The organism is Parapedobacter composti (assembly GCF_900112315.1).
Taxonomy (GTDB): Bacteria; Bacteroidota; Bacteroidia; order Sphingobacteriales; family Sphingobacteriaceae; genus Parapedobacter; species Parapedobacter composti.
Window position 1 is genome coordinate 1 of the sequence record NZ_FOLL01000035.1, and the last position, 13659, is coordinate 13659.

Annotated in this window: 10 protein-coding genes and 1 CRISPR repeat array; of the genes, 5 read left to right on the forward strand and 5 right to left on the reverse strand. The window is 47.0% G+C overall.

Features of this window, described 5'->3' with window-relative positions; all coding sequences use genetic code 11:
* Positions 1-98: 98 nt before the first annotated feature.
* Positions 99-1179: direct repeats of the CRISPR family, unit length 30 nt; unit sequence CCTTTAATCGCACCATACAGGAATTGAAAT.
* Positions 1180-1809: 630 nt separating this feature from the next.
* Together BM030_RS19100 and BM030_RS19105 are read left to right on the forward strand one after the other, a co-directional pair.
* Positions 1810-2136: a hypothetical protein gene (locus BM030_RS19100; RefSeq protein ID WP_090975208.1), complete on the forward strand. Its 327-nt coding sequence runs from the start codon at positions 1810-1812 to the stop codon at positions 2134-2136.
* A 40-nt stretch (positions 2137-2176) separates the two neighbouring features.
* Positions 2177-3643 carry an alpha/beta hydrolase gene (locus BM030_RS19105; protein WP_170845843.1) on the forward strand — a complete coding sequence of 489 codons (1467 nt, stop codon included), beginning with the start codon at positions 2177-2179 and terminating at the stop codon, positions 3641-3643.
* Between the two features lie 150 nt (positions 3644-3793).
* Here the strand turns inward: BM030_RS19105 and BM030_RS20090 are convergent, their stop codons facing one another.
* The 3 genes from BM030_RS20090 to BM030_RS19120 all read right to left on the reverse strand — a co-directional run bounded on the left by BM030_RS20090 (position 3794) and on the right by BM030_RS19120 (position 6124).
* Positions 3794-4915, reverse strand: a complete 1122-nt coding sequence (locus BM030_RS20090; protein WP_211657668.1) for a GNAT family N-acetyltransferase — start codon at positions 4913-4915, stop codon at positions 3794-3796.
* Positions 4916-5033: 118 nt separating this feature from the next.
* Entirely contained in the window at positions 5034-5531 is a 498-nt protein-coding gene (locus tag BM030_RS19115; RefSeq protein WP_090975210.1) for a DUF6169 family protein, read from the reverse strand.
* Between the two features lie 206 nt (positions 5532-5737).
* Positions 5738-6124: a hypothetical protein gene (locus BM030_RS19120; RefSeq protein ID WP_139215958.1), complete on the reverse strand. Its 387-nt coding sequence runs from the start codon at positions 6122-6124 to the stop codon at positions 5738-5740.
* Positions 6125-6787: 663 nt separating this feature from the next.
* Here BM030_RS19120 and BM030_RS19130 point away from each other — a divergent pair.
* From BM030_RS19130 to BM030_RS19140, 3 genes are all read left to right on the forward strand, one after another.
* Positions 6788-8143, forward strand: a complete 1356-nt coding sequence (locus tag BM030_RS19130; RefSeq protein WP_090975213.1) for a TlpA family protein disulfide reductase — start codon at positions 6788-6790, stop codon at positions 8141-8143.
* A 62-nt stretch (positions 8144-8205) separates the two neighbouring features.
* Positions 8206-11415: a SusC/RagA family TonB-linked outer membrane protein gene (locus tag BM030_RS19135; protein WP_090975214.1), complete on the forward strand. Its 3210-nt coding sequence runs from the start codon at positions 8206-8208 to the stop codon at positions 11413-11415.
* A 44-nt stretch (positions 11416-11459) separates the two neighbouring features.
* A complete protein-coding gene (locus tag BM030_RS19140; RefSeq protein WP_139215959.1) occupies positions 11460-12824 on the forward strand; it encodes a RagB/SusD family nutrient uptake outer membrane protein in 1365 nt (454 codons plus the stop codon).
* Between the two features lie 77 nt (positions 12825-12901).
* On the opposite strand, the gene BM030_RS19145 is transcribed toward BM030_RS19140, so the two are convergent.
* Positions 12902-13216 (reverse strand): hypothetical protein, encoded by a 315-nt coding sequence (locus BM030_RS19145; protein WP_139215960.1) that lies wholly within the window; start codon positions 13214-13216, stop codon positions 12902-12904.
* A 112-nt stretch (positions 13217-13328) separates the two neighbouring features.
* Positions 13329-13659: hypothetical protein (locus BM030_RS19985; protein WP_170845844.1), on the reverse strand; the 331-nt coding region annotated here is incomplete at its 5' end.

Below are 13659 nucleotides of genomic sequence, written 5' to 3' on the forward strand. Positions count from 1 at the left end.
TTGATGATCTGACTTTCGCTAAACCTACTCTTTTTCATTGTCCCTAAATTATAAAACTACATTAATATTCGTAGCTGTTTTCGGGGAAGATTACACCGCCTTTAATCGCACCATACAGGAATTGAAATGTTGCCACATGTAGCTGGACAGTGTATCCAGCACACCTTTAATCGCACCATACAGGAATTGAAATAACTTTGGAACTAATATTTTTGGCGCCCACAGAACACCTTTAATCGCACCATACAGGAATTGAAATAGAACCGATATCTGTTCTTTACGAACTGTATTGCTGCCTTTAATCGCACCATACAGGAATTGAAATACAGTTGTAAACAATCCATTGAGCTTCAAAAGCGCAGCCTTTAATCGCACCATACAGGAATTGAAATAGACGTGGAAAACAAAAAGGCGTTAGAAATACTAACCTTTAATCGCACCATACAGGAATTGAAATGCACCTGGTGACGCATACTTACATTCTATTTTAGCCTTTAATCGCACCATACAGGAATTGAAATACAGCGGGGTTTTTTATTGTTCTAAAAGTTCTTGTTCCTTTAATCGCACCATACAGGAATTGAAATTCAAGGGCCTTACGGCTGATATTCAGGTAACCGGCGCCTTTAATCGCACCATACAGGAATTGAAATAAATCTGTGGTGTCACGTCTTCCATGAGATTAAGACCTTTAATCGCACCATACAGGAATTGAAATATGCCCAGACGCTTGTAGAGCGGTCTGACCCGACGTCCTTTAATCGCACCATACAGGAATTGAAATGAACTTGCAGCCTGCGGTTAATTACAAGTGTGTTAACCTTTAATCGCACCATACAGGAATTGAAATCAGCGTACTTTACCCGCTCCCAAACCGTCGGGGTAGCCTTTAATCGCACCATACAGGAATTGAAATATGAGCAACGCGACGCTTTAAACACGCTGGGCATTCCTTTAATCGCACCATACAGGAATTGAAATTTACCTGAAGATAAAAGAAGCCATCACCCCCGAGTCCCTTTAATCGCACCATACAGGAATTGAAATCCCGATATTGCTATTCGGTTTAGCATGTCGTATACTTCCTTTAATCGCACCATACAGGAATTGAAATACCTTATGGCCGATATCACCGAGCGGCTGAAGGGGCCTTTAATCGCACCATACAGGAATTGAAATTTGTTTACAATTTTGACCTCCTCCCTGAAAAACCGGAGCATTTAAAAATAGCGATTCGGTGATTTCATGTTTATACGTAAGTGAAACTTTAAAAAATGCTATGCAGCAGGCGAAGCTAACAGGAGTAGATTTTGAAAAGGTATCGGTAGCGTAAAATAAATGGAAATAAGGACCCGGTATATAAATTGCAATACCTAAAAACTAAACGTGGATACAGGCCGCACCGCTCCCAGGTAAAAACACCTATTGAAGTCGTCAATTCGCTGTCCGAAAAACCTCCGTTCTGGAATGAACTCTAACTGTTTTTAATAAATCGGCACCAAAAATTTAACAGCAATTTCATACACAGTCACTTTATAATTTCAATTAGTTGATTAATTTCGGAGCAAGATTTCGGTGGAGTATTGACTGCTAAGGAATCGGATAGCAACAGCCTAAATCATGGAATAAGCAGTGAGGTTTTTCAGGCTTTCTAAGACAGTTATTACACTCGTACGCTGTGCTTGTTTTTTTATACGTCCCAGTCGGCTTGCCTATGTTGGTGCGAGCCATTTTACAGGACTATAACGGAGCGAAAGCGAAGAGTCTTTGAAGAAAGAAAGATGAGCAAGGCTTTAATTTTTAATCAATATGACTAATCCATTTATTGGCAACCTGCTCTTATTTGTTGTGGCTGGAGGTCTATTCTGCTCCTGCGCAACGGCTTTTAGAGAATTTACTGCCCAACCGCCTGCTCTTCAGCGGCATGCAGATCAATCATTGACCGTAGATTACGGCACCATACCGCTTGAAGGGCATTACGCCAAACGGCAACGCAGGTCCATGTGCACATTGGTTTATGCGAGGGTTACCAACCACACGCAGTATGCCATCACATTAGCCAAAGATGTAAAGGTGCTTGTAGGATCCCCACAGTACATGTTTACGTTTACGGGTAGTCGCGATGGCTTTAATTAATTGGCGGAGATTAGACTATCCCGTTTTATTTGGGGTTTATATGCCTGTTGACTTTCTTATCTTAAAGCGGTTAACTTATTTTGTGCTGTTGCTGATTGGGCCTTTTTTTGCCGTTTCATGCGGCCAGCAACGTAGTATTGAAGCTGTCTGCGGTGTATGGACCGCTGAAGATTCTCTAGACGACGTTCTCTACAAGCACATACTGCAATTGGATGCGATGGAAGGCGGGAAGTTGGCTGTTTCTACAAAAGCGACCTATCTTCGGGCTACGATGTGGTTCGATACAGTTTCCTTCAGTGGTGATTCGGTCTACTTTTGGAGTAATCATCCCAAGGTGAAAGACACCTTTGAAGGGAAGTTGGAAGGGGATGCCATCGTAGGTGAATTCGAGCGAAATGGCCAAAGTCGGAGGATGACTTTCCGCAGGTTCAATTTGCAAGCCCATCGGCCTCAGACACCAACGCGTCCCTTTCCATATGTTGAAGAGGAAGTGCGCTTTGCCAATCGTGACAGTTCGGTGGTGTTCGCCGGTACGTTTACCTATCCGGAGGGAGGGGGGCGGTATCCTACCGTTCTGATCATTTCAGGGTCTGGTCCGCAGGACCGGGACGGGGATATGTTTCTTCATGATCCTTATTTGGTCATCGCCGATTATCTCACACGGCACGGCATTGCCGTGCTCAGGCTGGATGACCGCAACGTGGGGGAGACGGTGGAGGCGCCAGGTGCCGATGTGGATTTCGTGGATGATGCGCTGTGCGCCATCGAATTCCTGAGGGGGCATGGGCGCGTAGCCAAAAACCGGATGGGGATCATCGGGCATAGTCAAGGAGGGCTAATTGCTATGGATGCTGCTGTTGCTGTTCCCGATCTCGCAGCCGTGGTAACACTTGGGTCCCCCATTTCCGTTACGGGGCCGGATTTCTTTGTAAAACACATTGCAACTTTTTTTAGGGACATGTCACATTCATCCAAAGAGAAGGCGGTTGGCTTGATAACTGAAATTTTCCTTACCATTCGGGATGCACCGTCCAAATGGGCGGCTGCGGACCTGATCCTGGAGAAGGTTAAGCATTGGCTGCAGCGCAATAGGGATGATGAAGAGGCCTTAGCTGCTTTGGGGTTAACGCGGGAAAATGTGGGGGATGAAAAAGCCATCGAGAAAATGTTGAAAGAAACATTCGAGCGCTATTTTACCCGAGATCGCTACTACATATTATCCTATGATCCCGATGCGATATTTCCAAGCATCAGCTGTCCTGTTTTGGCGGTTTATGGAGGCCATGACAACCGCATAAGTTTTCCGGAAGAGAAAGAACGGTTGGACTCTCTGATTGGGCGGTGGCCGGTTGAGTTAGAACCCAAATGCTTTGCCCGCGTGAACCACTTTTTGCAAACCTCAAACGGCAAGAGTGACACCGAGGTGTTTGAATTGGATGAGACGGTATCCCCTGAGATCATGGAGCTATTAAAACGATGGCTGACCGAACAACTTCATGCGGATTAATATAACAAACACCTGATTATACGATGTTTAGTGAAAATAATCCCAAAACCGAGGAAGCAGCAGCATCCTACCTTGATCGGCTTGTGAATATATTGGCAAATCTAATGTAATAAAAAAATGTCGGAGGGTCAGAAGCCCCCATATCCAATTCTATTCCTCACCTTTTTCGGCCCCGCTATCCGGCAGCTCCATATGGATAATCGGAAAAGGCTTGCCGGTAGCATCCAGTTCAGATCGGCCGATTGACTTAAACCCTATCCGCTCGTAGAACCGGATTGCCGCAGGGTTCTGTTCGTTTACATCCACAAACAGCGGCTTCCCTTTCAGTTTCACGGCCTTTGCTATCAAGAAAGCCCCCAGGCCACGACCAGCGTCGTCAGGGTGTATGAATAGCATCTCCACTTTGTTCTCAGCAAGGCCCATGAAACCCATAATTTTATCATCAAGGTTGCGGATGCCGTAAACCTCCAGCGAAGGGATGTATTTGTCACGTACCAAGGGAAGGAAATAGCGGATATCGCCCTCCGACAGGAAATGGTGTGTGGCCCGGACAGACGCCTCCCAGATTTCCAGCAGCCGACTTACATCGGCAGGCTGCGCCGCGAAGATTTCGTGGCGCTCAACATAGTGTTCTTGCGAATCGAAAGAGTCGCACATCAACACACCCTTGCCCCGCAGCAATTTCGCCAGTGCCCGCTCCAAATCCATTGCAGCGAACGATCGGGGCTCCAGGGTCCGTTTCATTTCCAAATATAATGGCAACGCCAGGCGCGGTTTGCTAAAGTAACCAGCGCTTACCTTAGCCTTCAAAAATGATAAGACTTCGCTTTTGATTTTATAGCGTTCTCCCTTCACGGACGTTTTCTGCCAGATAACCCTTTTACCATCGCCGCCGTCTTCCGGGTAAACGATATGGCTAAAGGTCACTGTTTTGCTTTTCTCATCCTCGTCCACCGTCCGTGTGGCGTGGTGCAACTGAATCATTTCTCCAGGCGCTACATTGAGTGGTATAATTTGGTTGTGTGGTTTGCCAAAGATGGGAGCGAGAGGATCCGCTTGGTCGGTTTTTAGCTTCTGCTTTTTCCGGGGATCTATCAATTTAAAGAAATATTGGTTGCGTTTGCCGAGCAAAAAAGAAATTTCCTCGTCGTCCATGCCTGTTTCTTCCAACAGCAGTAATACGTTGCACACCAGCTCATAGTCCATTCGTGAAATATTCACGTATGAACTCGCCGGTTTGCGTACGCTTTTCTTGGTGGTGGTAACAATCATTTAGGAGTCATAAAGTAAAAAAACGCCCTTGGACGCTGTTCCAAAGGGTAGCGTGGCGTGTACTGTTGGTGCAAAGGTACGGCGTTTTAAACTTTTGCAAAAGCAGTTTAGGAGACGGTCATTTTTCTGCGTTCAGTATTGCTTCCAGTTGGCTATATACGTCCAATATTGAACGGATTGAAGGATGGTCTCTATGGTATAAAAGCGAAGTGTACAATGTATAAGGATGGCCATCGATGACATAGGATACAGGATTATCCACTTTTACAATATATTCGCGATAATCGCTGTTTCTATACCAGCGATCGAATGCTTTATATCGGATTTCGGCCTTGTGTTCACTGTCTGAACAGACATAAAGAAGGGCATGTTGTACATTTTCAAAAAAGCGGACAATAATAGCATTTACTGTTTTGGAGACCAGATTATCCAAAGGTTCCAGGGAATCGGAAGCCTTTTCAATGACTATTTGATAAATGTTGTCGAACACTGCTTCCGCTACCAGCGAAAGCGATTCATCTGCGACAAAAGCCACACGATAAGTAATGCCGTTTTTGGTGATGAAGTTGTAGGTTAAGGTTTCTTCATCAAAAGAATAGTCATAACGGTTTTGCAAACTTGATGCCTTTTTTGGTTAACACATCCAAGCTTGTTTCGCCCTTCAAATAAGAACGTACCATCTCCTTGTTCTTTGCGGTTTGATGCAAAGACTTGATAATAGTAGCCTTATTTTTTTGAACTTTTTTCATAACAGAAGCAAAGGTAGCTATAATTACTCTTATTTTCAAATAGTCATGCTTCAAACGGTTGGCTGATAGAAATTTACTTCTTTAAATAACCTTCCTTTTTTTGGAGCTTATCTTCCTTTACCAACTCCTCCAATACCCGCTCTAACACCTGCCTCTCCATTTCCTTCCCCTCACGGTCGATGTACAAGTGCTTGACGGTTTCCAGAAGTGACTTCGGCTCGTCGAAATATCCATCCTCAATCATCCCTTCAAGGACCAGCCGCATATCCTCTGGGTTTGCTAGGCTCAATACTTTTTTCTCCACTTTGGTGCCATCGCCGAGATCCCAATCAGCAGGAGGGAGGAGGTCTGCGACGGTCCAATCGAGAGCTTTGGCCAGGTTAGGATATTCATGTGTGTTATATTGGGTCGAAAGGTAACCCCTTTCCATCATGGCAACATATCCTCGTGAGAGTTTCATTTCTAGGGATACCCGTTCAGCTGACCAACCTTTGACCAGTCTTCTAAATTTTGCTCTATTAATAATGAAAAGAGAAAGCCGCGTAATTTTAGCCATGAGCGAAGATTGTCATGACCGACATAATCCATATTATAAAACATGCGTAAAGAAATTTGTATTTTTGTAAAATCATTCCTACATTAGCCGCGTCAAAGACATGCAAGCAGTCGTATGTCTTCGAATTATTTTGGTGTTTGACACTGAAACTTGCCATCGAAAACCTAGGAAATTTTCAATAGAGCAAGTTCAGGAGTCCAATGCCCAATCACTACCTTTGCGGGTAGCGATGGGCTGGCTCTTGTTCTCTCTATGCGGCTTCCTAGGGCCTTCGGTGGGGGACAAGGTACGCGGCCCATCGCTATTCGATATTACTCCGCAGCCTTTCCTGATATATAGATTCATCGGTCAACGCCAGCATAAACTGAGCAATAAGACCGATGAAAAGAACCCATTACCTAACCAACAGCCACTGTCCCCAAGGGGGCTTGGAATCTGCCATTGTTTCCGTTGCGTGGCTGATTTCCACGGTGAACCTGCACAAAAATGTAATCCGCAAACCAGCTTGATCAAAGTGAAAATCAGTTAATAGTCATCCAAATTTTCACTTAGAAATCAAGCAACTACATGAAGCGAATTTTACGCATAGGGGAGGGGTATGCCCTTTCCAAAAGATATAGTAGCCTATTGGCTGCAGTAACGATCATGTGTTTGTATGCCGTGAAGCAGGCCTCCGCCCAAGAGGCGGAGCCTGCGGCTACGGCAGTAGCAGACATTATACCGCTCAAAATCGGCGATTCCATCCCCGGATACCTGTGGCATATGCCATTGCAGGTGGTAAACCACCCGGAAGGCAAGGAAGCCATCACGCTTAATGACTACCGGTGCAAGCTGATTATATTGGACTTCTGGGCTACGTGGTGCAGCAGTTGCATCGCTGCCATGCCGAGGATACATCGGCTTGAAAAAGAACATGCCGGTGAAATGGCGGTGATTCCGGTAACCTACGAAACCGCCGATAAGGTGGTTCCCTTCCTTTCCTCCAACAAGACCATGCAGCCGCTGGGCGTTTATTCCGTGGTAGCGGATGAGCTGCTCAAAGCCGCATTCCCGCACAGGGGTGTCCCGCATTACGTATGGATATCGCCGGCTGGAAGCGTTGGAGCAATAACTACCAGCGAGCGTGTAACCGCAGAGAACATCCGGCAGTTATTGGATGGCGACAATATCGGTATACCGGTTAAAAATGATATCGACCCCGAAAGGCCGCTGTTCCTATCCGATGCCATCCAACTGGACGACCTTACCCATTATTCGGTTTTCACGAAAGGCAAGTACGATGGCCTGCCGAGCGGCAACCGGTTCAGAAAGGAAAACGGCGTGGTGCGCGGCCGTGCGCTTACGAACACCAGTATGTTGGGTATCTATAAAACGGTAGCCTACCACCTGTTCGAGCGAAATGGTGAACGGTTTTACGAAAAAAGGCTGTTGGTGGAACCAGAGGGTTCCAAGGGAGCAATGCGGATGACGGACGGCTTATATAATTATGAGCTGATCGTTCCGGTACGAAAAGCAGACTCACTGTATGATTACATGCTGGCTGACCTGAATCGATATACCGGCTTAAAGGGGCGAATCGAAAAACGCAAAATAAAATGCCTTGTCCTGAAAGCGATGGGCGGCGGATTGGATGGCATCAAAACCAAAGGCGGTCCCCCGGTAATCAGCCTTTTTTCGGCAAGAACGAAAAGTTCGGTTTTTACTAACAGCCCCATTAAATATTTCGTAAGCCGTCTTAATGATAACCGCGACGTTCCGTTCCTCGTGATTGATGAAACAGGCTATGCCGGAAACGTTGACCTTGAACTCCCTGGTACGCCTGATCTTTCGGCCATAAGGATGGAACTTGAACGGCAGAATCTCAGGCTTGAAGAGGATTACAGATGGTTAAATATGTTCATTCTTGAATCCAACCCGGTTTAATCGTGTCAACTGAATGACGTATGTGTAAGCCAGCCAATTAGTTAACCACTTCAATAAACTATATGAAAAGACTCTATTTTATACTAATATGCTTGTCTTCGTTTAACCAAGCTGCCGCACAGAACACCGTCAACGGTTCTGTACGAGCTGAAAAGGACAAGCAGCCGATTACAGGTGCCATTATCCGTGTATTACAAACGGATATGGTAGTGCATTCCAACAAGGATGGTGAATTTGCCTTGACTTTTACTGGAGATACTGCTGAAATGGAAATCACCGCCATCGGATATGAGCGCTTGCGCATGACTGTTGCTCGCACCGCAAAATCAATTACAGTTTTGCTCAAAGAGCATGTTACCCTGCTTGACGAAGTAGAAGTTTATACAGGATATCAATCATTGCCCCGCGAACGCCTGACCGGCTCTTTCAGCCATATTGATAGCGAAACGTTCAACAAACAGGTGGGTGTGGACGTTTTGAGCCGTCTGGAAGCCGTCGCCAGCGGGCTGGCCGTAGACAGGGGCACCTCGGCGGGTGAAATCATTAACGTCAGAGGAATCAATACGTTGACCGCCACCATGATGGGGCCACTGATAGTGGTTGACAATTTTCCTTACGACGGCGATATCAATAATATCAACCCGAATGATATCGAAAGTGTCTCTATACTGAAGGATGCAGCTGCCGCCTCGATATGGGGAGCCAGAGCTTCAAACGGTGTAATCGTTATCACTACAAAAAGAGGCAGCTTCAACCAGCCGATAACGATTGACTTCAATACAAATGTTCGGGTAGGCAGTAAACCCAATTTATCTTACATCCAGCAAATATCATCGAGCGATTTTATCGATGTGGAACGGATGCTTTTCGAAAGCAATTATTACACCAGCCAAATCAATTCGGTGACAAGACCGGCACTTTCTCCGGTGGTGGAACTGTTAATCAGGCGGCAGTCAGCCAACCCGGCCGAACAAGAGGAAATAGACCAATCTATCGACCGGTTTCGCGGATATGATGTCCGTGATGAATTTAGCCGTTATATGTACCAGCGCTCCGTTGACCAGCAATATTCCCTGAACCTGAAAGGCGGCAGTGAACGCTTGGCATGGACAGCATCTGCCGGTATGGACAACAACATGGACAACCTCGGTGCAAAATTCCGAAGGTATAATGTCAGGTTCCACAACACTTACCGGCCTTTCGAACGTTTGGCGTTAACCAGCAGCATCCTTTATACCCACACTGTAAGCGGTAATGGTAGGCCAGGCTACGGTGAAATAGGCAGGAATGACCAATATATCTATCCTTATGCACGGTTTGCGGATGAAAAGGGACGCGCACTTCCTATCGATAGGGATGTACGTTCGTTGTGGGCGGATACCGTGGGCAATGGTGGGCTACTCGATTGGAAGTATTATCCGTTGGATGACTACAAGCATGTTTCACAACGGACATCCGTGGATGACATACTGCTTAACCTTGGAGCAAACTTCCGGATGCTGGAGGGGCTTGACGTTGACTTGAAGTACCTTTTTGAACGGCAGGGCACCGACATAAATAATCTGAGCGGTGCAGAGAGCTACGCGGCAAGGAACACGGTGAACCGATTTTCCCAGATAGATGAAAGCGGAAACGTCGCTCGCATTGTGCCCGCAGGCGGGATTTTGGATCAGCGGTACACGCGGTTGGAATCCAACAACCTCCGCCTCCAGGCAAACTTTAACCGCAAGTGGCAATCTCACGAGGTTGCGGCAATAGGCGGGTGGGAATTGCGAAGCTCAAACACTTCCGGGAGCAGTTCAAGGTTGTATGGTTTCAATGTCAGGACATTGACCTCAGCTCAGATCGATTTTGCAAGGCAGTACCCCTACATTAATGGCGGCAGTTTACAACTTATACCCAATGTGACCGCCGTATCGGATAGGACAACAAATTTCATTTCATATTTTGCCAACACGTCCTATACCTATAGAGGACGCTATTCCCTTTCTGCAAGCGGTAGGCGCGATGCGTCCAATCTCTTTGGCCTGCGGACTAACGACCAATGGAATCCTTTCTGGTCTATAGGAGCCAGCTGGAATATATCAGAGGAAACCTTTTTTTCCAATCGTGTAGTTCCCTACTTAAGGATAAGGGCGACATATGGTTTTTCCGGGAATATAAGCCCTTCGATGGTTGCTGTGACAACTATTGGCTATCAGCCCGTAACTAACAATTTCACCCAGGGTCCCATGGCTTTTTTTCAGAGCTATCATGATCCGGAACTGCGATGGGAAAAAACAGGTATGACCAATCTGGCCCTGGATTTCCGAACTGCAAAAAACAGGGTGTCCGGCAGCGTTGACTTCTTTTATAAACGGGGGATGGATCTTTTCGGCCGCGCCGTGCTTGACTATACCGGGGGCATCGGGCCAACGGTTATCAAGAACGCAGCCAGTATGAGAGGGATGGGGATGGATGTGGCGCTAAGGAGCCATAACATCAGCGGTAACAAGGTGAACTGGCACACCAATTTTAACTTCAGTACCGCCCGTGATAGGATAACCGAATACTATTTGGCAAATAGGAATGCGAATAATTTTGTAAACACTCCTTCTAATGTGCAGGTTTCGGGGGTAGAAGGTAAGCCGGTGTATGCTATCTATTCTTATCGATGGGCGGGCCTTGACCCTCAAACGGGTGAGCCAAGGGGCTATATAAATGGAGAGATAAGCAACAATTACGCTCAGCTCACCGGTTCAGCCACACAGTTGGAAGACCTTGTTTACCATGGTCCGGCTACCCCCACTATGTATGGCTCGTTCGGGAACACGTTTAGTTTCAAAGGTATATCATTGGATTTCGCATTTGTATACAAGTTAGGCTATTATTTCCGGCGGCATTCCATTAACTACCAGGAGTTGTTCACGAATTGGGTGGGGCATTCCGACTTTGCGCAGCGATGGCAGGAACCGGGAGATGAGGCGTTTACCGAGGTTCCAGCGATGGTGTATCCGACGGCGTTCAACAAAAACAGTTTTTACGCGGGTTCGGAAATTTTGGTGGAGCAAGGCGACCATATCCGCCTGCAATACATTAACTTAACATATGACTTTGGGAAAACAGACCCGCCCGCGGGCCCATTTCGCCGCTTAACTATCTACGCAAACGTAAGTAACATTGGAATTGTTTGGCGGGCCAACGGACAGGGTATTGATCCCGATTACAACAGCAGCCTCAGACGGACCCCGCCGCCAACGATTTACGCATTTGGAATAAGGGCTAGTCTGTAAATAACTGGTTGTATTGGGATAACGATAAAAAAACTATTCTGAAAATGAAAATACGATATGACATGACCGGCATTGGTTTTCATAAAGCATTGGCCGTTTTTGCGGTATGCCTGGGCTTTTTGTCCGGCGGCTGTGAAAAGTACTTGAATGAACCGTCTGACAAAAGTCTGGCTATAATCACGAGTCTTGACGATCTACAAGCATTGTTCGACCATCAATCAATGACAATCGGTCCCAATTCCCATTTGGTAAGTGCAGACAACTACTATCTGTTGGACAACGGTTGGGAATCCTTGTCTTATGAACAAGATCAACGGCTTTATACCTGGGCGGAAAGTGACGTGTTCCGACCAAATGTCAATGATTGGGAGGGCCTGTATACCCGTATATACAGGGCCAATACAGTGCTTGAACACCTGCCGGATATCGAGCGCACCGAAAATAATCAGGCGAAATGGGATGATATTCGGGGCCAGGCTTTGTTCTTCCGGGCTTTGTCTTTCTTGGATGCCGTACAGATTTGGTCGGTAGCGTACGATGCTTCAACGGCCCAGACCGATACGGGAATACCTTTGAGGCTGGAAGCAGATTTCAACGCCCCCTCCGTCAGAGCAAGCGTCCAACAGACGTATGACCGGATCATCTCCGACTTGCAAGACGCAATACCTCTATTGCCTGTTGCCCCGGTAGCAAAGGTCAGACCATCCAAACCCGCCGCGTACGGTCTTTTGGCAAGAACGTATCTTTGGATGAGGAACTATCCGAATGCGCTTCGTTACGCTGATTCATGCTTGATGTTAAACAGCGAACTCATCGATTACAACGAGCTAAACGCGTCAGCTAATTTTCCAATGCCACGCCATAACGTCGAAGTTATTTTTGAGCGGGGATCGCCTGCGGGGCAGGTATTGGCGCAAAGCAGGGCGAGAATACCGGAGTCTATTTACGGCAGTTTCGACGACGATGATCTAAGACGGATGTTGTTTTTCAGGCAACAGGCTGATGGGTTGATGGCGTTCAGGGGAAGCTATTTCGGAAGCGCAAGTTTACACACGGGGGTAACTACAGACGAGATGTATCTTATGAGAGCCGAGTGCCTCGCACGTGACAATAACGTGAAAGAATCGATGCAAGACATGAATGTCTTGTTGGAAACGAGATGGCGGCGAGACGAATTTGTGCCGTTCACCGCGGCATCGGCAGAAGAGGCCCTTCTATTTGTTTTGGAAGAAAGGCGGAAGCAACTCTTATTCAGGGGGCTTAGGTGGATGGATATAAAACGATTGAACAAAGAGGGCGCAGATATATCGTTGACGAGAACGGTAAAAGGCCAGACCTATACATTGCCTGCCAACTCTCCACGTTTTGCTTTGCCCTTACCGGATGATCTGTTGGTGTATTTCAGATAAAAAATCACTTCAAGACGATTCGGAAGGGGGGATTTCCCTCTTCCGAATCTTGCCTTGGCGATGATGTTACCTATCCATCATTGAGCGTCTCTTAATCCGATACTCTGCGAGTAAACCCCGCTCTCTCCGAGAGCATTCAAGTGGGCTTGGAAAGCAGTTGGGTCAGCGGGGCCCATAAGCGTACACGGAAGTTCTGTGCCCTGTCCGCAACCTTCCGGTGCTTCCGTCGACTGTTGCCATGCTCCAAGATCTAGGATTTCTTCGGGGTTGTCACTATTGAACTGCCAGGGCACGTTTTGCTGATAGTTAGAAGGTAAAGCTTCTTCATTTTCTGCTGCCTGGAGAGACAATAACAAGGCGGCCGCCGAGGTAACCACGGCCGTTGTAGTCATTAACCATTTTTTTAATTTGCGAGTCATAATACACCTCACTTTTTATGTTTCTATATGCGAATTATTGTCAATTACTGGTTGGTCGCTTTGCCGGCTGACCGCACCGGAAAGGCTACCCATTCTTGGGGATGGCCTTTCGGCATTGATGATGCCGCCATGTACCTGACACGGCCCTGCGCCGGAACACGGCATTCCTGCGGTCATGCACAAACACTTGGATTAAGCCGCTGGGCAGGGCGGGTTTGCGGAATAGCGACGCCCGTGAAACGCCGATGGCGAAGGCGACCAATCGGATGTAGCTGAAAGTAAGCTGGGTTATTAGCGCCATCTGTCTGCGCATCGGTGTCAGGTAGTACCTGTGGATTTGCGCTTGCCACCAATTTACTTTTGTTTTGATCCGGATAACCAATGCCTTCCAGCGATTCGCCGGGGGGTGTTCCGCA

Coding starts and splice junctions, on each gene's coding strand:
- BM030_RS19100 (WP_090975208.1), top strand. CDS start 1,810: ATGACTAATCCATTTATTGGCAACCTGCTCTTATTTGTTGTGGCTGGA.
- BM030_RS19105 (WP_170845843.1), top strand. CDS start 2,177: ATGCCTGTTGACTTTCTTATCTTAAAGCGGTTAACTTATTTTGTGCTG.
- BM030_RS20090 (WP_211657668.1), bottom strand. CDS start 4,915: ATGATTGTTACCACCACCAAGAAAAGCGTACGCAAACCGGCGAGTTCA.
- BM030_RS19120 (WP_139215958.1), bottom strand. CDS start 6,124: ATGAAACTCTCACGAGGATATGTTGCCATGATGGAAAGGGGTTACCTT.
- BM030_RS19130 (WP_090975213.1), top strand. CDS start 6,788: ATGAAGCGAATTTTACGCATAGGGGAGGGGTATGCCCTTTCCAAAAGA.
- BM030_RS19135 (WP_090975214.1), top strand. CDS start 8,206: ATGAAAAGACTCTATTTTATACTAATATGCTTGTCTTCGTTTAACCAA.
- BM030_RS19140 (WP_139215959.1), top strand. CDS start 11,460: ATGAAAATACGATATGACATGACCGGCATTGGTTTTCATAAAGCATTG.
- BM030_RS19145 (WP_139215960.1), bottom strand. CDS start 13,216: ATGACTACAACGGCCGTGGTTACCTCGGCGGCCGCCTTGTTATTGTCT.